The 20,269-nt window shown below is 70.8% G+C and carries 25 protein-coding genes and 1 tRNA gene; 13 read left to right on the forward strand and 13 right to left on the reverse strand.

Going from position 1 to position 20,269, the window contains the following annotated elements:
* Window positions 1-16: 16 nt before the first annotated feature.
* On the reverse strand, window positions 17-1,003 hold the full coding sequence (locus M2302_RS17585; protein WP_280838949.1) for a zinc metalloprotease: 987 nt from the start codon (window positions 1,001-1,003) through the stop codon (window positions 17-19).
* A 236-nt stretch (window positions 1,004-1,239) separates the two neighbouring features.
* Here M2302_RS17585 and M2302_RS17590 point away from each other — a divergent pair.
* A tRNA-Gly gene (locus M2302_RS17590) sits at window positions 1,240-1,313 on the forward strand.
* Between the two features lie 51 nt (window positions 1,314-1,364).
* Here the strand turns inward: M2302_RS17590 and M2302_RS17595 are convergent.
* Window positions 1,365-1,580, reverse strand: a complete 216-nt coding sequence (locus tag M2302_RS17595; protein ID WP_280838950.1) for a hypothetical protein — start codon at window positions 1,578-1,580, stop codon at window positions 1,365-1,367.
* A 355-nt stretch (window positions 1,581-1,935) separates the two neighbouring features.
* Between M2302_RS17595 and M2302_RS17600 the strand changes: the two genes are divergently transcribed.
* Window positions 1,936-2,280: a DUF1330 domain-containing protein gene (locus M2302_RS17600; RefSeq protein ID WP_280838951.1), complete on the forward strand. Its 345-nt coding sequence runs from the start codon at window positions 1,936-1,938 to the stop codon at window positions 2,278-2,280.
* A gap of 1,144 nt (window positions 2,281-3,424) precedes the next feature.
* Here the strand turns inward: M2302_RS17600 and M2302_RS17605 are convergent.
* The 4 genes from M2302_RS17605 to M2302_RS17620 form a co-directional block, all read right to left on the reverse strand.
* Window positions 3,425-3,961 (reverse strand): alpha/beta hydrolase, encoded by a 537-nt coding sequence (locus M2302_RS17605; protein ID WP_280838952.1) that lies wholly within the window; start codon window positions 3,959-3,961, stop codon window positions 3,425-3,427.
* Window positions 3,962-4,214: 253 nt separating this feature from the next.
* Entirely contained in the window at window positions 4,215-4,697 is a 483-nt protein-coding gene (locus M2302_RS17610; RefSeq protein WP_280838953.1) for a hypothetical protein, read from the reverse strand.
* 318 nt (window positions 4,698-5,015) lie between these two features.
* Window positions 5,016-5,714 (reverse strand): hypothetical protein, encoded by a 699-nt coding sequence (locus tag M2302_RS17615; RefSeq protein ID WP_280838954.1) that lies wholly within the window; start codon window positions 5,712-5,714, stop codon window positions 5,016-5,018.
* Complete coding sequence (locus tag M2302_RS17620; RefSeq protein WP_280838955.1) at window positions 5,711-5,989, reverse strand: hypothetical protein; 279 nt, start codon at window positions 5,987-5,989, stop codon at window positions 5,711-5,713. Before M2302_RS17620 ends, M2302_RS17615 begins: the two co-directional genes overlap by 4 nt.
* 191 nt (window positions 5,990-6,180) lie before the next feature.
* Between M2302_RS17620 and M2302_RS17625 the strand changes: the two genes are divergently transcribed.
* The 4 genes from M2302_RS17625 to M2302_RS17640 all read left to right on the forward strand — a co-directional run bounded on the left by M2302_RS17625 (window position 6,181) and on the right by M2302_RS17640 (window position 8,825).
* Window positions 6,181-6,735 carry a sigma-70 family RNA polymerase sigma factor gene (locus M2302_RS17625; protein ID WP_280838956.1) on the forward strand — a complete coding sequence of 185 codons (555 nt, stop codon included), beginning with the start codon at window positions 6,181-6,183 and terminating at the stop codon, window positions 6,733-6,735.
* On the forward strand, window positions 6,735-7,751 hold the full coding sequence (locus M2302_RS17630; RefSeq protein ID WP_280838957.1) for a CU044_5270 family protein: 1,017 nt from the start codon (window positions 6,735-6,737) through the stop codon (window positions 7,749-7,751). Before M2302_RS17625 ends, M2302_RS17630 begins: the two co-directional genes overlap by 1 nt.
* Before the next feature lie 223 nt (window positions 7,752-7,974).
* A complete protein-coding gene (locus tag M2302_RS17635) occupies window positions 7,975-8,424 on the forward strand; it encodes a VOC family protein (RefSeq protein ID WP_280838958.1) in 450 nt (149 codons plus the stop codon).
* Between the two features lie 20 nt (window positions 8,425-8,444).
* Window positions 8,445-8,825 carry a VOC family protein gene (locus M2302_RS17640; protein WP_280838979.1) on the forward strand — a complete coding sequence of 127 codons (381 nt, stop codon included), beginning with the start codon at window positions 8,445-8,447 and terminating at the stop codon, window positions 8,823-8,825.
* Between the two features lie 121 nt (window positions 8,826-8,946).
* On the opposite strand, the gene M2302_RS17645 is transcribed toward M2302_RS17640, so the two are convergent.
* Both M2302_RS17645 and M2302_RS17650 read right to left on the reverse strand, forming a co-directional pair.
* Window positions 8,947-9,333, reverse strand: coding sequence for a VOC family protein (locus tag M2302_RS17645; RefSeq protein WP_280838959.1), 387 nt, complete (start codon window positions 9,331-9,333; stop codon window positions 8,947-8,949).
* Complete coding sequence (locus M2302_RS17650) at window positions 9,330-9,692, reverse strand: DUF1801 domain-containing protein (protein WP_280838960.1); 363 nt, start codon at window positions 9,690-9,692, stop codon at window positions 9,330-9,332. The genes M2302_RS17645 and M2302_RS17650 overlap by 4 nt, the downstream gene beginning before the upstream one ends.
* Before the next feature lie 119 nt (window positions 9,693-9,811).
* Between M2302_RS17650 and M2302_RS17655 the strand changes: the two genes are divergently transcribed.
* Entirely contained in the window at window positions 9,812-10,699 is an 888-nt protein-coding gene (locus M2302_RS17655) for a LysR family transcriptional regulator (RefSeq protein ID WP_280838961.1), read from the forward strand.
* Window positions 10,700-10,707: 8 nt separating this feature from the next.
* On the forward strand, window positions 10,708-11,283 hold the full coding sequence (locus M2302_RS17660; RefSeq protein ID WP_280838962.1) for an NUDIX domain-containing protein: 576 nt from the start codon (window positions 10,708-10,710) through the stop codon (window positions 11,281-11,283).
* A gap of 8 nt (window positions 11,284-11,291) precedes the next feature.
* On the opposite strand, the gene M2302_RS17665 is transcribed toward M2302_RS17660, so the two are convergent.
* The gene (locus M2302_RS17665) at window positions 11,292-12,395 is read right to left on the reverse strand and encodes a hypothetical protein (RefSeq protein ID WP_280838963.1); all 1,104 of its coding nucleotides are present in this window, start codon (window positions 12,393-12,395) and stop codon (window positions 11,292-11,294) included.
* Window positions 12,396-12,502: 107 nt separating this feature from the next.
* Window positions 12,503-12,823: a helix-turn-helix transcriptional regulator gene (locus tag M2302_RS17670; RefSeq protein ID WP_210778976.1), complete on the reverse strand. Its 321-nt coding sequence runs from the start codon at window positions 12,821-12,823 to the stop codon at window positions 12,503-12,505.
* 93 nt (window positions 12,824-12,916) lie between these two features.
* Here M2302_RS17670 and M2302_RS17675 point away from each other — a divergent pair, with 93 nt between their 5' ends.
* Window positions 12,917-13,798, forward strand: coding sequence for an LLM class flavin-dependent oxidoreductase (locus M2302_RS17675; protein ID WP_280838964.1), 882 nt, complete (start codon window positions 12,917-12,919; stop codon window positions 13,796-13,798).
* Window positions 13,799-13,808: 10 nt separating this feature from the next.
* Here the strand turns inward: M2302_RS17675 and M2302_RS17680 are convergent, their stop codons facing one another.
* Window positions 13,809-14,240, reverse strand: coding sequence for an ASCH domain-containing protein (locus tag M2302_RS17680; RefSeq protein ID WP_280838965.1), 432 nt, complete (start codon window positions 14,238-14,240; stop codon window positions 13,809-13,811).
* Window positions 14,241-14,273: 33 nt separating this feature from the next.
* Between M2302_RS17680 and M2302_RS17685 the strand changes: the two genes are divergently transcribed.
* Window positions 14,274-14,429: a hypothetical protein gene (locus tag M2302_RS17685; RefSeq protein WP_280838966.1), complete on the forward strand. Its 156-nt coding sequence runs from the start codon at window positions 14,274-14,276 to the stop codon at window positions 14,427-14,429.
* Here the strand turns inward: M2302_RS17685 and M2302_RS17690 are convergent.
* Window positions 14,408-15,448, reverse strand: a complete 1,041-nt coding sequence (locus M2302_RS17690) for a questin oxidase family protein (protein WP_280838967.1) — start codon at window positions 15,446-15,448, stop codon at window positions 14,408-14,410. The two genes, M2302_RS17685 and M2302_RS17690, sit on opposite strands and share 22 nt — an antisense overlap.
* Window positions 15,449-15,481: 33 nt before the next feature.
* Window positions 15,482-16,033 carry a phosphoribosyltransferase gene (locus tag M2302_RS17695; RefSeq protein WP_280838968.1) on the reverse strand — a complete coding sequence of 184 codons (552 nt, stop codon included), beginning with the start codon at window positions 16,031-16,033 and terminating at the stop codon, window positions 15,482-15,484.
* A 186-nt stretch (window positions 16,034-16,219) separates the two neighbouring features.
* Here M2302_RS17695 and M2302_RS17700 point away from each other — a divergent pair, with 186 nt between their 5' ends.
* From M2302_RS17700 to M2302_RS17710, 3 genes are all read left to right on the forward strand, one after another.
* Window positions 16,220-16,852 carry a septal ring lytic transglycosylase RlpA family protein gene (locus M2302_RS17700; RefSeq protein ID WP_280838969.1) on the forward strand — a complete coding sequence of 211 codons (633 nt, stop codon included), beginning with the start codon at window positions 16,220-16,222 and terminating at the stop codon, window positions 16,850-16,852.
* An 88-nt stretch (window positions 16,853-16,940) separates the two neighbouring features.
* Window positions 16,941-18,068, forward strand: a complete 1,128-nt coding sequence (locus tag M2302_RS17705) for a PP2C family protein-serine/threonine phosphatase (protein WP_280838970.1) — start codon at window positions 16,941-16,943, stop codon at window positions 18,066-18,068.
* Window positions 18,069-18,230: 162 nt separating this feature from the next.
* Complete coding sequence (locus M2302_RS17710) at window positions 18,231-20,087, forward strand: acyl-CoA dehydrogenase (RefSeq protein ID WP_280838971.1); 1,857 nt, start codon at window positions 18,231-18,233, stop codon at window positions 20,085-20,087.
* The last annotated feature ends 182 nt before the right edge of the window (window positions 20,088-20,269 follow it).

A 20,269-nucleotide genomic window follows, 5' to 3' on the forward strand; every position in this document is an offset into this window, starting at 1 on the left:
GGCGTCTGCTGGGGTGTTACGCCGCGCGGTACGCGTTCCACGCGGTCAGCATGCGGCTCGCCTGACCAGCGGTGAACTGGTACATGCACGAGTCGTAGGTGTAGTCCATGAAGTTGGTGATCGGGTCCAGGCCGGCCGTGGTGCAGGTGTCCCGCCCGGTCGGGCACTGGAACGCCGGCGAGGCCTCGGCCGGGGTGTCGCTGACGCTGTCACCCGAGCCGGAGCATCCACCCTGGAAGGTGTGGTAGAGGTTCAGCCAGTGGCCGACCTCGTGGGTGCCGGTGTCGCCCTGGTTGTAGTTGGCGGCGGTGCCGCCCGGCAGCGACTCGCTCAGCACGACCACGCCGTCCATGCTGTTCAGCTTCCGCTGTGGGAAGGTCGCCCAGCCGAGCAGGTCGTCGCTCAGTTCGCCCAGGTAGACGTTGAGCGTGTTCTTGCCGCCCTCGCGCAGGGAGGTCTTCATCGACCGCTCCGCCGACGAGCCCTGGACGATCGGGTACCACGCCGGGTTGGTCACCCGGTTGATCTTCGTCAGTTGGAAGCCGAAGGCCGTGGCCGCGCCGCCGGTGGCACCCGCGTAGGCCTGGTTCAGCACGCTGATCTGCGAGGTGATCATCGAGTCCGGGATGTTGCCGCCGGCGCGGGTGCTGTCGCGCTGGATCACGTGCACGACGACCGGGATGGTGACGCTGGCCAGTGGGGCGGCGGCCTGGGCGCCGGCCCGGAAGCTCGCCCGCTCGCGCAGCGCGGCGGCCAGGTCGGCCTCGCGCTCGCGGACCTGCTTGGCGGTCAGCTCGTTGGGTTCGTGCTTGGCGATCCCGCCCTTCTTGATCCGGGCGTCCGAGTGGACGTCGGCCGGCTCGGCGCAGACCTCGCTCGGAGCGGCGGAGAAGGCGGAAGCAGCGGGGACGACGCCTACCGCGGCGGTGCTGAGCAGCAGCGCGAGGGTCGTCGACGCGACACCGGCGGCACGCCGGGTCAGCAGGTTGGGACGGAGTCCCATGGGCCCACCTCTTTCTGGCGGCGTGACAGGGGGTATGTCACGCCGTGGTCGAGAACGTGGGGGTGACGTTACAACCGATCGACAGATTTGAGAACGGCCATATGTTGCCGCTGTGAAACTTTTAGCTCTGCGTGAATACGTTGGGTCCAAGATCGATCACGGTGGTGGAGGGTGCCGGCGTGCCGGGGGTACCTGGGTGCACGGCGATGGTCACCTCAGGTACAGTGGTGCCGCCTGCGGGTGTAGTTCAATGGCAGAACATCAGCTTCCCAAGCTGACAGTGCGGGTTCGATTCCCGTCACCCGCTCCAACGAGAGGCCCCAGCTCAGGACAGGTTTCCTGGCGGGGGCCTTGATCGCTGCTACCGCTTCTTGCGCTGGCCGTGCCCGCTACGTGCCCGATCCCTGCTCTGCTTGATTTGCGAGCTGAGCGCGTCAGCAATGTGCTCGTCACGCTCCCGGACGGTGTGCTGATAGATCATCGCGGCCCGGGTCGAGGCGTGGCCCATCCGTGCCATGAGGTCGGACCGATCCACGTCGAGGACCAGGGCGACGACCGTGCGAGCGTGACCGCACATGTCCGAGCGATCTGGTGGAGCGGACCGACGAGCCTCAGCGGCACGGCCCACCCGTGGCGGTTCGAGGCTCGGCGAGACGCCGGCGGCTGGCGGGTGTGGCACGCCAGCTTGCTGGCGTGGTGCGGGGTGCATGTCCGGCCAGACAGGTGTGGTTGAGCAGCTGCCGCTACCGGTCGGCCGAGCCCGGCGTAGCTCGCACCAGTGCGCATACCAGTCCAGCACCGACCGGGAGGTCCTGGTGATGCTGCTCGGACGAGTCTGAGTCAAGACGCGGTCGGCGCCGGGACCAAGCCGCTAGATTGAGGGCAGCGGCCCGGTGTTCAGCCGGGCGGACGGCACCCCACGTGGAGGAAGCATGCCCGCCTTCGTGCTCGTCCACCTGCGTAGCCCGCAGCTCAACGAGGAAGTCTTCACCTATATGGAGCGGGTCCAGTCAACCCTGGAGCCGTTCGGCGGGCGGTTCCGGGTGCATGTTCCCGAGGTCGAGGTGATCGAGGGCGACTGGCCGGGCACGGTGGTCATCCTCGAGTTCCCTGACAGGGACGCCGCCCGCGCCTGGTACGACTCGCCCGCTTACCAGGAGATCCTGCCGTTGCGTACCCGGAACATCGGTGGTGCGCTGATCATCGTCGACGGGGTCGGGCCGGACTACGACCCCGCCCGGACGGCCGCGGCGTTGCGGGCCCGGACGGCTGGCTGAACCGGACGGGCGGCTGGCAGGTCTCTGAAGACCTCCGGGCTCCGCCCCGAACCCGACCCTCCTCAGAGATCAGCCGCGGATCGCCTCGCCGGGCACCACAAGGGCTACCAGTCTCCCCGGACGGGGCGAACGTCGTTCGGCTGGTGAGGCGGCGCTCCACCTTGTCCCCGTCCGAGGAGGCTGGATGGTCTGGCGCCTGCCCGACGAGGAGATCCGCTTCAACAGCCCGGAGCTCACGAACCGCGAAGATCCGGCTCGGCTGCTATGGAATGCATCCAACAGATACGGACAGCACCGACAGTTGTCCCGCCCTGAACGCGGCCAGGTGCTCGGCCGTCAGCTCGAAGTGTCGCGGCGGCGTAGCACTGGTCTTCCACCGCTTGACCCGCACGCCGCAGCCGTGCCACTTGCCGTAACCGATCAAGGCGCTCTTGCGGAAGCCCAGATCCTCTGTTTCAGCGTTGACAACGAGTCCAGGTCCCGACACGCGGGCAAGGACATTGTCATCCGGAGGTCCAACGAAGACGGCGACTGCGGAGCGCTCCCGCGCAGGCCCCGTACCAAAATCTATTAGTCGTGCACTCGCTCGTAACCGCGGACGTTGATCTGAGACGCGTAGCGCTGGGCGTCTGTCTTGAAGGGGTCTACTAGCCAGATCAGCACGCCAACTAGGGAGGCAACCGCGACAACCGACAGCAGCCATGCTCGTGGGCGTCGCGAACGCGCCTGGAGGTTTCCGTCTGCGGCATCGTCGGGTTCAGGCACCAAAAGACAGTAGCCAACCGGACTGGCGCATGGGTGAGAGCGCAAGGTCAGAGCGCTGGACGCGACGGACTGTCGTGGGCCGTCCACGGGCCAGTAGCCGCGAGGCCCAGCGGTCACGAACGGGCACGAGATAGCACCGGACCGGCCGTCGCGAGCAGGCGTTTGGGGCATCACGACCTCTTGAGCACGCTCTTCCAAACTGACGGTGCGTTGGGGGGCAGCAGGCGTGCTGGTAGATCAGCGCGGCCTGCGAGGACTCGGCCTGTGGTCCTCGGTCACGCCGTCCGGTTGAGCTCCCGTCCGGGGAGGCTGGACGGTCTACGACTGCCCCACGAGCAAATCCGCTTCCGGGTAACAGCAGCGATGCGAGACCGGGTGACTAGCTCGGCCAGCCAATAGCGTCGAGGAACTCCTCCACGGCGACCACGACGTGACTGAGCACCGCGATCGACTCGGTAAGCGGGCCGGGTACGTACATACCGTGGTCCGCACCTTCCACCTCTAGCACATGGGGCGACAGCCGGCGGGCGATGTCACCGTCCCATAGCTTGTCGGCAGTGCCACCCACGAGCAGGAACGGCGCGGTTGCGCGGCCCAACGCATCAGCCACCCACGGCAGGGTGAGCAAGGGCGTGAGCCACACGGCGGGCAAGGATCTTTCGGCGGCAATCGCTGCCGCGTTCGTGCCGAGCGACTTGCCGATCAGCAGTGGGCGACCGCTAATGGTGTCGATCAGTGGAACGATCTCACCGCCAACCCAGCTCTCGATTTCTGGCTGATCAGGCTTCGGAAACTCCTGGGACCACGAGTACCGATGTACTGTTGCGCCCCGCTGCTCCGCCACATCGCCGGCATACATCAGCAGGGGAGCGCCCGGTCCGAACCAGGCGCCGGGAATGACGACAGCGTCAGCCATGCGGACGACCTTACCTACCGGTCAAGACAGGTCCAGCGTGCCGACTTCTTGGCCTTCTTCCGGTCGACCTGCGTTGCCGCCGTCATCAGTACCGCGCGCAGCAGTTGGTACGCCTTGGCCGCCATGCTCACCGAGAGGCAGTTTGGCCCGCCATTCGACACGCGTCTGCCAACTGATCTGCGACACCTCAGCGCCTGTTTCGGCACATTCGGATGGGTTCAAGGCGTGACCCGGAGCGACGGCGAGCGGGAGGTCAGGTCTGCCGCCAGACCCGGAACGTCTGTTGCAGCCGCCACGTTCCGTCGGGCTGCTGTGCCTCGTTACGCCAGCGGAATTCGCCGGCCTCAATGTCAGAGAACGTCCATCGCAGATCACCGCCGTCGAGCACGATGTCTCCTCCGATGCGGGAGGCCAGGAACGTGTGCGTGCGACGCCGGCCCGGTCCCACCCACGTCGAGCGCCATACGCCCGCATCGGCTGCGGGATCGGGAAACCGCACGCTGACACCGTGTTCGACCTCGGGCAGGATCCAGACATCGGTGGTCGCCCGCCCGCCCAACCCGTACCCGAAGTGCCACTCACCTCGGCGAACACTCGAGGACCCGTCGAGGTCATACTCCGTACAGTCCAGCACCCACGACCCGGCGAACTGTCCGAACAGGCTGAGGTCGACGCCATCGGCAGGTCCGTCCGCGAGAAAGGCGGCAGCGACGGCAACGGATGGGTTGATAACCATGCGAGGACCATAGCCAGACCGTTGACGAACACCGCTGGTTGGGCATCTGTTGTCCGGCCATGACAGGACGTTTCGTCGGCGGCCAAACCTGCCGCCCCCTAGATCGCCGGTACCTGCCGCACATCACCTGACGGAACCGCGTCGCACATCAGCTGTCGGATCACAGGGCACGGTGACTCCCACCGCGGTGTCGTGCCCTGGTGCTCATGGGAGAACTCCACCAGGCACCCGTGGAGCGGCCCCTCGCGCAGCTGCAGGATGGCCAAGGTCGTCGGCAGTCCACCGGGTCCGTGGGTGGTTGCGGGATGGCATCGCGTCTCATGGGATCACTCGCCCCAGCGGAGCACCGCGCCAGCGCCATTCCTTCAGCTGGGGACGTCCCGGCAGCTCGATCCGGCCCGTGGACCAACGCAGCGCCGCCCACGGGTCCACCCTGGCCAGTTCCTGCGCCGCTTCCGGAAACAGCCGAGCGAGTACCCGGGCGCACACGTCACGTGGTGGATCGATGGCGAGACCGAAGCCCTGCGCGATGTCATCGCCGTGCAGCAACGTCTCCACGCACCCCATCGCGGCGAAGCCCTCCGGATCGGCTTGACCCATGGGGTGGTAGGCCCGAACATCCGGTCCGGACGTGCGTACCGTGGCTGCCAGAATACGGCCACCCGCCTCGGCGAACTCCAGTACCTGTTCCGGGGAAGCGTCCTTGTCGGCGGTTGCCATGAAGCGCACAAACCGCTCCTCCGGCCGGGCCACGAGTTGACCCGCGAACGACATCAGGCAATCACCGATGTGCTCGGCGGTGTGCCAGCAGTCCCACTCCAGGCTGCCCGCCCGCGCGAACCAGTCCAGATCGGTCGCCGGTCGTAGGCTGGCAACAACGCTGGACAATGCTGCGTCGAGATCATCGGCGGTGACCGCCACGGTTTCCTCCAGGTTTGCGAGGCCGATGCTGCACTGGTGTTGATCGGTAGCGGCCAGCTTGCCTGGGGGGTGTGACGAACTGAGTGAAGAGGTCACGCGAGGAAGGTGCCATCCGGGTTCATGATCTCGCCTCGCACCAGCGGGACGAATGCGGACCAGCCGCCATCGTCCACCGCTACTGACATGCGGACACGCCCGTCGCCGTCATCAAGGGCGTAGCTGACCACGCTGTACCGCTGGCCGTCCTGGTCGACGACCTGGCGCAGCTCTTTGTCATCGAGGAGCGCACGCCACTCGGCATAGCCGAGGCGTCGCCATTCCGCCAGGCGTGCCTCGGCGAGCCGAGCTGCGGTCCCCTTGTCCAGTCCCACCCACTCAGGCTCTCAGCCCGCGACGACCACGAGCCTTGGCGCCGTGCCCGACGTAGGGGTCGACACAGGCCAACGGCGGCATGCCGCGAGCCGCCGTTCGGTGCGTGCGGGGGTGGGTCGGCGGCGGTAATCATCGGACCGGTGGTGACACAAGCCAGGGTGGGAGTTCGTCGACCAGGCGGGAGTCTTGGATGGGTCCACCGGAAAAACGCGATGGGGATTGGTTCACCAGGGTCTACGCCGCCGAGTACGGACCGGTCGTGAAGTACGGCCAGCGTCGGCTTGCCGATCTGAACGCGGCGGCTGAACTCGCTCAGGAGGTGTTCGTCATCGCCTGGCGGCGCCGCCGCGACGTTCCGGACCGCAGCCTGCCCTGGCTGTACGGGGTGGCTCGGCGCCTGCTTGCGAACGAATGGCGAGCTCGGAGAGCTGCGCCCGACGTACTACCGATTGCCGACGCTGGCCTCTTGCATAAACCGGGATCGTCCGGCGCCGACGCGACCGTGGGGGTAGCCGATCTCCAGGCCGCTCTGGCCACCCTCGCCGACCTCGATCAGGAAATCCTCCGGTTGGTCGGCTGGGAGGAGTTGACCGTTCCCGAGGCCGCCCAGGTCCTTGGCTGTACCCGCACCACCGCCGCAGTGCGCTTGCACCGCGCCCGTAGACGCCTCAACGACGCGATGTCGTACCGATCAGGATCACCGGCGCAGCAGCCGGTGCTGGCCAGTCCTCGAAAGGCTCTGTGATGTTCGGAGAAGAGCGAGCGCGCACCCTCCTCAAGCCGATCGACCCGGCCCGGCACAGCACCATCGCACCGCCCCGGCTGTCGGCACACGACCTGATCAACCGCGCAGAGGCAATCGCCGAGCCGGTCGCCCATCGCCGTCGGGCACGCCCGACCCGCAGGCTGGTTCTGACCGCCGGGACGATGGCCGTCGCGATCGGGGCCGCAGCAATCGCCCAGACCTTCGGTACGTCCAGCCCGGACACCTCGGAGATCGCCACTCCGCCCGGGGCGGATCCGGGGGTGGTGCTCGTGCCGGTGGCGTACGGCTCTGGCAGCCGTGATGCGGGGAGCCAGCTGCGCGTGTTGGCGAGCAGGCTCGTCGACGCGGAGTACGACAACCGCACCGGCCGGTACATGTACCACCACACGAAGACGTGGGGCGACCCGGTGATGACGTCCGCCGACGGTCGCCACCAGGTCGCCTTCGCGGACGAGACCAAGGTCTGGCAGGCGGCCGACGGGACCGGTGAGCAGGTCACGATCCAGCTTGAGCCGCAGTATCCGGACCAGGAGTCCCGGGACTACTGGCAGCGCAACCTCGAGCCCAAGGCTGCGGCACCCGCCGCTTCCGGGCCTGCCCGCGTGCCGCTGCCACCGATGGATCTCGCGCCGCTGCCGTCGGACCGGACCCGGTTGACGGAGCTGCTCAAGGTCAGGTTCGGGGCCGGCGTGGTCAGCAAGGAGGTGAGCACGGTGTACGGGCGGTACGTCGTCCCGCGTCGGACCCGCGCCGAGATCCTGCGGGTCCTCGCCGACGTACCTGGGTTCCGGTGGCGCGGTCAGGTGACCGATCGGGCCGGCCGGAAGGGCGTGGCCATCACCTTCGACGACCGCGACCACAACGCGCAGTCCCTGCTGATCTTCGACCCCAACACAGGGGAACTGCTCGCTCACGAGCGGCTGACCCTCTCGCCGGTACGGATCAGCGCGTACCAGGTGATCCTCGGCGCTGCCTGGACCGATCGACTCAACTGAAGTGCCGGTGCCGGGGCCGCTTCCATGAGGTGGCCCCGGTCCGCGTGTCACCTTGCCGGTCGGGCGGGGCATCCCCGGGCCATGCGCCTCGCGAGGTGCACCGAGCGCGGCGGACCCGACGACGTAGAGGTGTCGCACGTAGCCGGGAAGTGCCTGATCGACCGCTCGGAGATATCTGCGCGTCAGCTCCTCGATCACCCGAGTGACCGTAGCAACCTGCAGAATGGCGGCGGAGGTGATCGATATGGTCGACCGGGAAAGCGTGCCCAGGCTGTGTTCGGTGGTGCTCGACTGCACCGACGCCAGGTCCCTCGCGGAGTTCTACCGAGCTCTGTTGGGCCTCGTCTACCGGCCTGGTGACGAGCCGCCGGAAGCGGGGCAGGCGGATGAGCGTGGTCGCGACTGGCTCGTGCTGAGGATCCCCGACGGCGCTCCCCAGCTGGCCTTCCAGCAGGTCGACGAGCTGCCGGAGACGACCTGGCCGGAGAACCGGGTGCCGCAGCAGCTGCACCTCGACCTGACCGTGGCGTCGGTCGAGGAGTTGCAGGTGCAGCACGAGCGCGTCATGCGCCTCGGTGGTCGGCTGCGGTACGACCGCAGCGACGACCCCGACGAGCCGCTCCGCGTCTACGCCGATCTCGCCGGTCACCCGTTCTGCATCTTCGTCGGCTAGTCGCAGGAGGGCTGGTGTCGATGTTCCGCACCCCGCAGGTCGTCCTGTTCAGCGCCGACGTCCCGCGCGCCGTGGCGTTCTACACGCGGCTGGGCTTCACCGAGACTTTCCGGGTGCCGACCGACGGCGAGCCGATCCACGTCGACCTGACGCTCGACGGCTACCGGATCGGTATCGCATCGGTCAGCTCCATCCGGAACGACCATGGCCTCGACCCGGTGCCCGACGGACAGCGGGCCGCCGTGATTCTCTGGACCGACGACACCGCCGCCGCCTGGGCCCGGCTCACCGCCGACGGCGCTCCCGCCCTCGCCGCGCCGCACCCCTGGCTCGATCGCCTCCTGATCGCCTGGACCGCCGACCCGGACGGCAATCCGATCCAGATCGTCCAGCACCTCTGAGGCGATGCACCTGCCTGGCCGACCGTCGCCAGGTGGCGGTGAGCAAGCGGGTTGCGGGGGACCGGCGCGGCTCAGGCGGCCCGACCGCGCCGATCACCACCCCGTGGGCGACCGGCCCTGATCAATCATGCGGGTACCAGCGCAGCTCGACGACGTTGCCGTCCGGGTCGCGGACGTACAGCGAGGTGGCCGAGCCCCGGGCGCCGAACCGGCCCACCGGCCCCTCCACCACGTCGAAGACGCCGGCGGCGATCACTTCGTGCCAGTCGAGCGGCGCGACCACCAGGCAGAAGTGGTCGACGTTCGCCGATCCCCGCCGGCCGTGGACCAGGTCGATGATCGTTCCGGTGTCGACGCGCACCGAGGGGAAGGGCACCTTGCCGGCCCGCCACTCGTCGACGCGTACCGGGGCCAGGCCGAGCGGTCCGCAGTAGAACCCCAGCGCGCGTTCGACGTCGGCGACGGTGAGCACCAGATGGTCGAAGCCGGTCACCCGTACGGCGCTCACGCCGCCTCCCGGGCGTACGCCTGGCGCAGCCAGTCGCCGAACAGGGCCGGGTCGACCTCGTCGGCGGCCCGCAGCTTCACCGACGCCATCGACCGGGCGCCCGGCAGCAGCCGGCCGGACGGGTCGTCAACCTGCTGGCCGTGCCAGAGCCCGAAGGTCAGGTACGACGGGTACGCCTTGACCAGGCAGACCGGGTCCCGTCCCGGCCGGTCCCCGCGACCCCAGGCCGGGTGGCCGTGCCAGACGACGCCGGTGGCGCCGGGCAGCGCCGCCTCGATGACCGGCCGCAGCTTCGCGGCGATCTCCCGCAGTGGCTCGTCGAGCCCGGCGAGGTATTCGGTGACGGTGGTCGTACTCATTGCGCACTCCTCGGCGTCGCGGTTTGTCTGCCGGCTTCCAGCCTGGTCGGAGCGGGGAACGCCACCAAGCCGCGATCGGACTACGATCGTTGAACCGGATTCAACGACGGGAGCCCGGCTTGCTGGAGCGGCACGAGGTCGAGACCTTCCTGACCCTCGCCGAGGAGCTGCACTTCGGGCGGACCGCCGAGCGGTTGCGGGTCACCACCGGGCGGATCAGCCACGTGGTGAAGAAGCTGGAACGGCGGATCGGCGCGCCGCTCTTCGAGCGCACCAGCCGGGTCGTCCGCCTCACCCCGATCGGCCACCGGCTCGCCGACGACCTGCGGCCGCTGGTCGCCGGGATGGAGGACGCCGTCCGGCGGGCCGTCGAGGCCGGGCGGGGCGTCACCGGCGAGCTGCGGGTCGCCTTCCTCGGCGAGTGGACCGCGCCGGTGCTGCTCCGCGCGGTCAACCTGTTCCGCGAGCGGCACCCCGACTGCGAGGTGCACGTCCACGAGGCCCAGCTGGCGAACTCCCGGTCCAGCCTGGTGGACGGCTCGATCGACGTGCTCATCGCCGCGTACCCGTTCGACGGCATGGCCAACGGCCCGGCGCTGCTGTCGGAGGGTCGGGTGCTGGCGGTGGCGGCCGGGCATCCGCTGGCCGGCGCGGAGTCGGTTTCCCTGGAGGTCCTCGCCGACCACCCGGTGGTGCAGTACCCGGCGGTGACCTCGGCGGAGTTCAAACGCGACCGCACGCCGGACCGCACGTCGTCCGGGCGTCCGGTGCCGAGGGGACCGGTCGGCAACACCTTCTCGGAGATGCTCTCGCTGGTCGCGATGGACCGTGGCGTCCTGCCGGTCGGCGAGCACACCCGGCGGTACTACCCGCGCCCGGACGTCGCCTACGTGCCGATCCACGACGCGCCGCCCATCCGGCGGGGCCCGGTCTGGCTGGAGACGAACACCACCGAGCGGGTACGCGAGTTCGTCCGCGCCGCGGCGGACACCGTGCGCCGAGGGTGACTGGCAGGATGCCCGACATGCGGGTGCTGGACGAGATCCGGGCGCTGGTCGAGTCGATCGCGCCCCTCGACGAGCTGGAGGCGGCGCACCGGGCGCAGTGCCTCGACTGGCTGGCGGCGACCGACGACGTCTTCCGGCGGGCGAAGCCCCGTACCCCGTCGCCGCACCTCGTCGCGTACTTCCTGCTGCGCGACGCCACCGACGGTGGCGTCCTGCTGGTCGACCACCGCAACGCCGGGCGGTGGCTGCCCACCGGCGGCCACGTGGAGCCCGGCGAACATCCGGCGCAGACCGTACGCCGGGAGGTGGTCGAGGAACTGGGCGTGCCGGCGGTCTTCCCGCCGGAGCCCGGTGAGCGTCCGCTCTTCCTCACCGTCACGCCGACGGTCGGCCCACCCGAGGACCGGCACGTCGACGTGAGCCTCTGGTACGTGCTGGCGGGTCGTCGGGACCAGCCGCTCACGCCCGACCCGGGGGAGTTCCGTGCCGTCCGGTGGTGGACGCCCGCCGAGGTGGCCGCGGCGGACCCGGCCACCCTCGACCCGCACCTGCCCCGGATGTTGACCAAGCTGGCGGCGGGCTGACCGGAGGCTCAGCCTGCGACCAGGGTCTGCACCCGGTCGACGTCCCGCCGGGGCAGGGCGGCCAGGGCGATCGCAAGCAGCGCGCTCACCGATCCGACCAGGAAGAACAGTGAGAAGGTCGGCTGGCCCAGCCACTCCCAGAACGGATGCCACTGGGGGTGCTGTTCCGCGCCATGGTGGCTGGCCACCGACGGCACGGCGACCAGGATCGGCAGCCACCACAGCAGCAGCGTCACCCCGAAGAGGACCTTCGCCACCGCCCGGGCCGGGTGGGGCGTCTCGGTGCGCCGGCTGGCCCAGCCGAAGACCAGCCAGCCGGCCAGCGCGCCGAGCAGCCCGCCGCCGATCGCGGCCGGGAGGACCAGCGGCGGCGTGGTGCGGCGCAGGCCGATCGACAGGTACGGGTAGTCGGGCTCCGGCCGCGAGTTGACCGTGACCGTGAGAAGGGTGTCCCCCCGGCTGGCGTCGAGGGTGGTGTAGGTGACCGGCACGACGGCGGCGCAGAATTTGTCGGCGCAGTCGTCCGAGCGCTGCACGGTGACCCCGTCCAGGTGCCAGCCGGCTTCCCGGAGCCGACGCTGGGCGACCGCGACGGTCTGCCCGGGCGGGGCGGGTGGCGGGCCGGCGGCCCAGGCGCCGGTAGCGGTCTGCTGGTACTCCCCGCCGTCGCCGAGGAGCAGGTTGTCCAGGGCCTGCAGCGTCAGCGGCTGGGTGTAGTACCCGAAGAAACTCGACGGGGTGGTGATCTCGTCCGGTTCGCGGTCGGGCAGCACGGTCCGGAAGATCGCACCGGTCTCGGCGTGGCCCGGCAGCGGTCGGGCGGTCTCCCAGGCGACCCGGGCGGACAGTGCCGCGCTGAAGAGCCCGCAGACCACCGCGGCCAGCGCCGCCCAGGCGACGACCGTGCTGCTGGCCGGTCGGCCGAGCCGGCAGCGCATCCCGTTCCGGATCAGGTCGACGGCCTCCCGCAGCCGTGGCCTGGTCCGTCCGGGCGGTGCGGTGTCGAGCAGCAGGGCGACCAGCTCGTCGCCGCGCTCCCGCCGGTAGGCGCGCGGATAGCAGCACAGCAGGCGGCGGTAGCGGCGCGCGAGCGGGTCGCCGGTCGATGCCATTGCCTTCCCTCCGGGGGCTCGGTCTCGCCTCGGGTGGTGCGGGGTGCGGTCCCGCCGACTGGCGGGACGGCGGGGATGGTGCTGCGTGGCTCGGGTGAGTTGGCGGTTCAGGCGGTGCCGGGGCGGAACGCCCGCAGCCGGGCCTCGGCGGCGGTGGCGAGCTGGCGCAGCCGACCGGCCTCGGCCCCGAGGGCGGCGTGCCCCTCGGGGGTGAGACGGAAGTAGCGGCGCCGCCGACCGTCCACGGTCTCCTCCCGGTCGGGCTCCACCAGGCCCTCGGCGGTGAGCCGGTCCAGCGCGGTGTAGAGGGTGCCGGGGAGCAGGGTCACCCGCTGCTCGGAGAGGACGGCGACGTCCTGGACGATGCCGTAGCCGTGCCGTGGACCGCCGGCGAGCGCGGTGAGGATCAGGAAGGTCGGTTCACGCATCGCCGCCATGCGCCGGACTATATACAGATGATCGATGTATGAACAGACCCGTGTCGGGTGGCCCGGGTCGGGTCGGGCCGTACCCTGGCGATCATGCGGATTGGCATCGTGATCCTTCCCGACCAGCGCTGGTCGGAGTCGCAGCGCCGCTGGCGCCAGGCGGACGAGTGGGGCTTCGACCACGCCTGGACGTACGACCACCTGGGCTGGCGCGATCTGGTCGACGGTCCCTGGTTCGACTCCATGGCCACCCTGACCGCCGCCGCGACGGTGACCTCCCGGATTCGGCTCGGCACCCTGGTCGCCTCGCCGAACTTCCGGCACCCGGCGGCCTTCGCCCGGCAGGTCACCGCCCTCGACGACGTGTCCGCCGGCCGGGTGCTGCTCGGGCTCGGGGCGGGCGGCATCGGGTTCGACTCGGCGGTGCTGGGCGGCGAGACCCTGCCGCCCCGGCAGCGGGTGGACCGCTTCGGCGAGTTCACCGAGCTGCTCGACCTGGTGTTGCGGGAGGACGGCGTCACCTGGCGGGGTGACTGGTTCGCCGCGGTGGACGCCCGCAACAACCCGGGCTGTGTGCAGCAGCCCCGGGTGCCGTTCGTGGTGGCCGCGAACGGTCCCCGGTCGATGCGGCTGGTGGCCCGCTTCGGGCAGGGCTGGGTCACCACCGGCACCGGCGGCGACGACCTGACGAGCTGGTGGGACGGGGTGGGGCAGGTCTGCGCCCGGCTGGACCTGACGCTGGACGCCGCCGGTCGGGACCCGGCCACCGTGGACCGCTATTTGTCGCTGGACTCGGCGCCGGCCTTCTCGCTGAGCAACGCCGACTTCTTCGCCGAGCAGGTGGCCCGGGCGGCGGCGCTCGGCTTCACCGACGTCATCACGCACTGGCCCCGGGCCAGCAGTTGGTACGCCGGCGACGAGGCCGTCCTGGTGGACGTCGCCACCCGCCTCCTGCCCGAGCTGCGCACCGCCTGATCCGGCCCCCTCAGGTGCTGAGGTCTCCGGTGGCGACGCCGCCGTCGCCCCCGGAGACCAGCCGGAAGCGCAGGCAGGCGATCTCGGTGTCGTCGGTGACCGGGGTGCCGACGCGCGCCCAGTAGGCGGCGTGCCCCGCCCGCCACTCCTCGATCGAGCGGTCGCCCTCGCCCTCGGCGCGGGCGAAGTCCCACGGGACGTCGGCGAAGCGGACCACCTCGACGCCGGTGACCTCGACGATCCCGGCGAGGGCGTCGACGTCGTCCAGCAGGACGAGCCGTTCGCTGGTGTGCTCCAGTTCCTCGCCCTCCTCGGCGTACTCGGTGAGCAGGGTGGCGGTCGCCGTCTTCACCCCGGCCAGCACCAGGGTGTTGAGGTTGGTCCGCATCCGCCCCGGGGTGCCGAGGGCGAGCGTGCGCAGTCCACCGATCCGAGGCCACATCATGCCGACGTTACCCAGCACCGATTTCCCGTCGTGGGGAATCGGCGCCGGCTCACCCCGCACGTGCTGGAGGTCCCCGACGCCCACCACGGGATGCTGGTGCCCGGTCCGCTGGCGCGCTCGGCGGAGGTGCTGGGCCGGGTCTGCACCGCCGTGGAGGAGTTCGTTCAGATCAGCTGGCCGGCGTAGCCGGCGGCGGCGAGCACCCGCTCGTCGCCGGTCGCCGCGTGCGCGTCGAGCACGGCGTCGGCCAGCTTGACCACGTGCGCGTCGCCGTGCCGGGCGGCCCGGGCGAACACCTCCGCCGGGGTGCCGGGCGTGACGGCCGGGATCGCCGTGCCGCGCGGCGGGGCGTACACCGCCGTCACCGCTGCCGTGGCCGACCACGCCGCGGTGAGGCTCGGCGCCCAGAGCGCCGGGTCGAGCGCCGGCAGGGTTCGCAGCACGGCCGTGGGCGCGGTCACCGCGTGCACCAGCATCACCGGGTTCTCGTGCCCGTACCGCAGGTAGTCCAGCGCGGCCCGGTGCACCAGCGCGACCAGCCCCCGCTCCGCTTCGGCGGGCGTCCGCGCCGGGCGCGGCGCCGCCACCGCCCTGTCCCACCCGGGTACGCCCGACAGCCGCGCCAGCCGTTGCCGGATGCCGCCGGTGCGATCGTCGATCCGGGGCACCGAGGCCAGCGCGGTGGCCACGTCGGGACCGTCGGGACCGTCGGGACGGGACGCCGCATTGAGGCGCAGGCCCGGCACCGGCTGCCAGCGGGCCGCCCAATAGCCGAGGGCCTGGCTGAGCTCGGCGACCCGGTCCGGGCTGGAGCCGTCCTCGCGCAGCGCCCGGACGGCGTGGCCGACCCGGATGACGCCGTGGGTCGCGCCGGCCGCGATGCCGGGCAGCAGCCGTGGCCACCAGGTGCCCAGCACCTCGCGCCAGGGGCGCTCGCGCAGCTCCCGGTCGAAGTGGGCCAGCCAGTCGCCGGCGCGCTTCGGGTCGCCGAGGGCCTCCCGCCAGTCCTCGATCCGGTGCTGGCCGCGCGGCGGTTCGTCGAGCCGGCGCAGGTAGTCGTCCAGCCAGCGGTGCACGCTGCGGTCGTGGCCGTGCCGGACCAGCGCCTCGACCGCCATCGGCCCGTGGTTGGAGAGCCAGCCCTCGAACTCGGGGCCGGTGCGGTGCAGCCGTCGGTACGCCTCGTCCAGGATGCCGTGGTCCATGCGCCGATCATGGGACCTGAAGCGCGCTTCAGGTCAAGCGGGCAGTTGGGCGGCGTCGAGCAGCCCGTGCAGGCGGAGTTCCCGGCTCACCTCAGGCGGGCAGTCCCGCACCACCGCCGAGGCGCCGAGCCAGGTGGCGCCCCGGACGGCGCAGATCTCCCGGATCGCCCGCAGCTGCGCCCCGGTAGCAACCCAGTCGTCCACCGCCAGCACCCGGTCGTCCGGGCCGAGTCGCCGGTCCACCACGGCCAGGTCCACCTGCCGGCCGCGGAAGTCGGGGTCGCTCCGGGACCAGGTCAGCGGCCCGGCCGGCAGTCGCCCGTCGCCCGGTTTGTGTGCCGGTGCGAAGCCCACCCCGAGAGCGGTGGCGGTGAGCGGGCCGAGCATCAGCCCGGTGACGGCCGGGGCCACCACCACCGTCGGCCGGGCGTCCCGGAACGGTGCGGCCAGGGCCGGCCCGAGCCCGGCCAGCACCTGCGGGTCGCGCCACCAGCCGGAGACGTCGCTGACCAGGTGGCTGCTGCCCGGCCCCGGATCGACCCAGCGGAACAGCTCGATCAGACGCCGGCGCAGCTCATCGGCCATCCGTCCATCCTCACCCATCGCTGCTACGCCGCGCGGCGCTGGCCCGTCCGGCCCCCGCGCCGTCGGATGATCGGCTATACGTATCGCTGCAATTCGGACCATACCACCATGATCACGTTGACTTCCGAAGTGCTTCTCTCGTTACGGTCCGACCCGGTTTGTTCAGCTGACGAAAGGACCGGTCCGGTGGCTGGTAGGCACTCCCGTACCCGCATGTTCTCCTCGCCGGCCGGCATCGCCGCCACCGCCGCCGTGGGTGTCGTGCTCGCCGTCGGTGGCACCGTCGGCGCCGTGCAGCTGACCTCGGGCGAGGCGGCGGCCCCCGTCGTCGCCGACACCGCGCCGGCCGCGGTCAGCCCCAGCGCCACCACCTCGCCGAGCGCCACCGCGTCCTCCACCGCCAGCCCGTCGCCGACCGTCACGGCCAGCCCGAAGGCCACCCGGTCCGCCCAGGTGGCCTCCCGGGCCAGGACCCGCACCGCCACGCCGAAGCCGAGCGCGACGACGAAGAAGGCCGCCCCGAAGAGCACCGTGGTGGACAGCGGCTCGTGCGGCGCGTCCTTCTACGACGAGGGCCAGTTGACGGCCAACGGCGAGACCTTCAACCCGGACGCGCTGACCGCCGCGCACAAGACGCTGCCCTTCAACACCCGGGTCCGGGTCACCAACCCGGACAACGGCAAGTCGGTGACCGTCCGCATCAACGACCGTGGCCCGTTCATCGAGGGGCGCTGCCTCGACCTGTCCCGCGCCGCGTTCGAGAGCATCGCTTCGGTGAGCCTGGGTGAGCTGACGGTGAAGTACGAGGTCCTCGGCTGACGGCGATCGGCTCGTCGTGACCGTCCGGCCGGTCGGAACACCCTCGGTCGAGGGGTCAGGTTCATTCACCGGTTCACGTCCATCAGGCATGCTGTCCCTCGTACGCACGCATGCCTTCCAGTTGGGCCGCGGCCCGCTGAGTCCCGGATCCCGCGCCGGCGTCGGCGCGGCCCTCGGCCTGCTCACGATCATCTCGGCGGTGGAGTTGGCCGACGGCCGGGCGGCGCACTACGTGGCGCTGATGATGGCCGCCCCCATCCTGGCCGCCGCGTTCGCCTCCTGGCGGGTGGTGCTCGGGATCGGCCTGGTCGCCGCGGTGCTCGGGGCCAGCTTCGCGCTGACCGAACCCACCCCGTCGCTGGTCACCGCCGTCGACCTCGCCGGGATCGCCTTCGCCAGCGGGATCGCGGCGGCGGTGGCGGCGCTTCGGCAGCGGCAGGGCGAGCAGATCGCCGAGTTGTCGAAGCTGGCGTCGGTCGCCCAGCAGGCGGTGTTGCGACCGCTCGGGCCGCAGGTGGGCACCCTCGCGGTGGCCGCCCGGTACATCTCCTCGACGGCCACCGCCGAGATCGGCGGCGACCTCTACGAGGCCATCGACACCCCGTACGGCGTCCGCATGATCATCGGGGACGTCCGGGGCAAGGGGCTGGACGCGGTCCGGCTGGCGAGCATCGTGCTGGGCTCCTACCGGCACGTCGCGTACGAGCGGGCCGACCTGCGCGCGGTGGTGGCCGATCTGGACCGGGCGGTGGCCCGCAACGTGGGCGACGAGGACTTCGTCACGGCGGCCGTGGTGGAGGAGCGGGGCGGCACGTTGACCATTGTCAACTGCGGCCACCCGTCACCGCTGCTGCTGCGTCGGGGCGCGGTGATCCCGCTGGAGCCGCCGGCGCCCGCCCCGCCGCTGGGGTTCATGCCGGTGGTGCGCCCCCGGGTGGAACGCCTGGAGCCCGGCGACCGGCTGCTGCTCTTCACCGACGGGCTCGGTGAGGCCCGGCGTGACGGTGAGTTCTTCCCGACCGCCGACCGGGCCTGGCGGCTGCTCGGGCACGGCACGGTCGGCGACGGTCTCGCCTCGCTGGAGACCGCGCTGGTGGAGTGGGTGCACGGGCGGCTGGATGACGACATCGCCCTGGTCCTGATGGAGTACACCGGCCCGCGCACCGGGGCGACCGTCCCGGTGCCGAGCTGGGAGGTCGGCGCGGCGGAGGCGTGAGCCGGCGCGCGCCCCTGCGCCGTCCTGCCACGGGCCGAACGAGAGCTGAACCGCAGGTGTGTAATCGCCGTCACTTCCCCCATTGGCTTGTCGCAGGCTACCGGTGAGTAATACAGTCGGGGTTACTGATCGGTAACCTGTCCGGAAGCGGGGCCAGCGAGCATGACCCACTACAAGAGCAACCTTCGGGACCTCGAGTTCAACCTGTTCGAGGTCTTCGGGGCGGACCGGACGTTCGGCCAGGCGCCGTACTCGGACCTGGACGTCGACACCGCCCGCAGCTTCCTCTCCGAGGTCGACCGCCTGGCCCGTGAGGACCTCGCGGCCAGCTACACGGACAGCGACCGCAACCCGCCGGTCTTCGACCCGGCCACGCACACCGCGCCGCTGCCGGAGTCGTTCAAGAAGTCGTACCAGGCGTTCATGGACTCCGAGTTCTGGCGGCTGGACCTCCCCGACTCCCTCGGCGGCACCAACGCCCCGCGGGCGCTCTGGTGGTCCCTCGCCGAGCTGGTGCTCGGCGCGAACGCGCCGATCTGGATGTACGCCTCCGGCCCGTCCTTCGCGCACGTGCTGCACGTCGAGGGCACCGAGCAGCAGAAGAAGTGGGCGCGGCTCTTCATCGACAAGCAGTGGGGCTCCACGATGGTGCTCACCGAGCCGGACGCCGGCTCGGACGTGGGCGCCGGTCGGACCCGCGCGATCCAGCAGCCCGACGGCTCCTGGCACATCGAGGGCGTCAAGCGCTTCATCACCTCGGGTGAGCACGACCTGAGCGACAACATCGTCCACTACGTCCTGGCCCGTCCGGTCGGCGTCGAGGGCGTCGGCGGCCCGGGTACCAAGGGCCTGTCGCTCTTCGTGGTGCCGAAGTACCACTTCGACGAGACCACCGGCGAGCTGGGCGAGCGCAACGGCGTCTTCGCCACCAACGTCGAGCACAAGATGGGCCTGAAGGTCTCCAACACCTGCGAGGTGACCTTCGGCGAGCACGGCGTGCCGGCCAAGGGTTGGCTGCTGGGCGAGAAGCACGACGGCATCCGGCAGATGTTCATGATCATCGAGTACGCCCGGATGATGGTCGGCACCAAGGCGATCGCCACCCTCTCCACCGGCTACCTGAACGCCCTGGAGTACGCCAAGAACCGGGTGCAGGGCGCCGACCTGATCCAGCAGGCCGACAAGACCGCCCCGCGGGTGACCATCACCCACCACCCGGACGTGCGTCGCTCGCTGCTGCTGCAGAAGTCGTACGCCGAGGGCCTGCGCGCGCTGGTCTGCTACACCGCCAGCTGGCAGGACAAGGTCGCCATCGCCGAGGCGGCCGGCGACGAGAAGGCCACCAAGCTGGCCAAGCGGGTCAATGACCTGCTCCTCCCGCTGGTCAAGGGCGTCGGCTCGGAGCGCGCGTACGAGCTGCTGGGCCACGAGTCGCTGCAGACCTTCGGCGGCTCCGGCTTCCTCCAGGACTACCCGCTGGAGCAGTACGTCCGCGACGCCAAGATCGACACCCTGTACGAGGGCACCACCGCGATCCAGAGCCTCGACCTCATCTTCCGGAAGATCGTCCGGGACAACGGCAAGGCCCTGATGGCGGTCGCCGGCGAGATCCAGGAGTTCATCGCCACCGAGGGCGGCAACGGTCAGCTCAAGGAGGAGCGGCAGGCGCTGGGCAAGGCGCTCGCCGAGATCCAGACCATGCTCGGCGTGATGACCGGCTGGCTCGGCGAGGCGCAGGGCGGCGACACCCGCAGCCTCTACAAGGTCGGCCTGGGCAGCCGCCGCTTCCTGCTGGCCATCGGCGACCTGGTCGTCGGCTGGCTGCTGCAGAAGCAGGCGGACGTGGCCCTGCGGGCCCTGGCCGGCGAGGTCTCCGCCGCCGACAAGGCGTTCTACACCGGCAAGGTGGCCGCCGCCCGGTTCTTCGCCCGCGAGGTGCTGCCCCGCATCGGCGCCGACCGGCGGATCATCGAGGGCGCCGACCTGGAGATCATGGACCTCCCGGAGGAGGCGTTCTGATCCCCTCCGGGGTGATCAGCCCGGTTCGACCCTGACGGCGGCCGGCGAGCATCTGCTCGCCGGCCGCCGCCGTCGTCGCCCCATCCGCCCCCGTTACCTTTTTGATCGTCCCCAGCCGGGGACTCTCGGTCGCCCGGCCTGGTATGACTTACCGCCCCTGTCGTATGCATGATCCGGGGGGT

The sequence above is a fragment of the Micromonospora sp. A200 genome (assembly GCF_029893845.1).
GTDB classification, from domain to species: Bacteria; Actinomycetota; Actinomycetes; order Mycobacteriales; family Micromonosporaceae; genus Micromonospora; species Micromonospora purpureochromogenes.

Bases quoted from the DNA above. Each gene is read 5' to 3' on its own strand.
- M2302_RS17705 (WP_280838970.1), top strand. From the start codon at position 16,941: ATGCTGTCCCTCGTACGCACGCATGCCTTCCAGTTGGGCCGCGGCCCG.
- M2302_RS17665 (WP_280838963.1), bottom strand. From the start codon at position 12,395: ATGGCATCGACCGGCGACCCGCTCGCGCGCCGCTACCGCCGCCTGCTG.
- M2302_RS17630 (WP_280838957.1), top strand. From the start codon at position 6,735: ATGTTCGGAGAAGAGCGAGCGCGCACCCTCCTCAAGCCGATCGACCCG.
- M2302_RS17695 (WP_280838968.1), bottom strand. From the start codon at position 16,033: ATGGCCGATGAGCTGCGCCGGCGTCTGATCGAGCTGTTCCGCTGGGTC.
- M2302_RS17660 (WP_280838962.1), top strand. From the start codon at position 10,708: ATGCCCGACATGCGGGTGCTGGACGAGATCCGGGCGCTGGTCGAGTCG.
- M2302_RS17690 (WP_280838967.1), bottom strand. From the start codon at position 15,448: ATGGACCACGGCATCCTGGACGAGGCGTACCGACGGCTGCACCGCACC.
- M2302_RS17670 (WP_210778976.1), bottom strand. From the start codon at position 12,823: ATGCGTGAACCGACCTTCCTGATCCTCACCGCGCTCGCCGGCGGTCCA.
- M2302_RS17610 (WP_280838953.1), bottom strand. From the start codon at position 4,697: ATGGTTATCAACCCATCCGTTGCCGTCGCTGCCGCCTTTCTCGCGGAC.
- M2302_RS17650 (WP_280838960.1), bottom strand. From the start codon at position 9,692: ATGAGTACGACCACCGTCACCGAATACCTCGCCGGGCTCGACGAGCCA.
- M2302_RS17600 (WP_280838951.1), top strand. From the start codon at position 1,936: ATGCCCGCCTTCGTGCTCGTCCACCTGCGTAGCCCGCAGCTCAACGAG.
- M2302_RS17605 (WP_280838952.1), bottom strand. From the start codon at position 3,961: ATGGCTGACGCTGTCGTCATTCCCGGCGCCTGGTTCGGACCGGGCGCT.
- M2302_RS17640 (WP_280838979.1), top strand. From the start codon at position 8,445: ATGTTCCGCACCCCGCAGGTCGTCCTGTTCAGCGCCGACGTCCCGCGC.
- M2302_RS17595 (WP_280838950.1), bottom strand. From the start codon at position 1,580: ATGTGCGGTCACGCTCGCACGGTCGTCGCCCTGGTCCTCGACGTGGAT.
- M2302_RS17635 (WP_280838958.1), top strand. From the start codon at position 7,975: ATGGCGGCGGAGGTGATCGATATGGTCGACCGGGAAAGCGTGCCCAGG.
- M2302_RS17710 (WP_280838971.1), top strand. From the start codon at position 18,231: ATGACCCACTACAAGAGCAACCTTCGGGACCTCGAGTTCAACCTGTTC.
- M2302_RS17585 (WP_280838949.1), bottom strand. From the start codon at position 1,003: ATGGGACTCCGTCCCAACCTGCTGACCCGGCGTGCCGCCGGTGTCGCG.
- M2302_RS17675 (WP_280838964.1), top strand. From the start codon at position 12,917: ATGCGGATTGGCATCGTGATCCTTCCCGACCAGCGCTGGTCGGAGTCG.
- M2302_RS17625 (WP_280838956.1), top strand. From the start codon at position 6,181: ATGGGTCCACCGGAAAAACGCGATGGGGATTGGTTCACCAGGGTCTAC.
- M2302_RS17680 (WP_280838965.1), bottom strand. From the start codon at position 14,240: ATGTGGCCTCGGATCGGTGGACTGCGCACGCTCGCCCTCGGCACCCCG.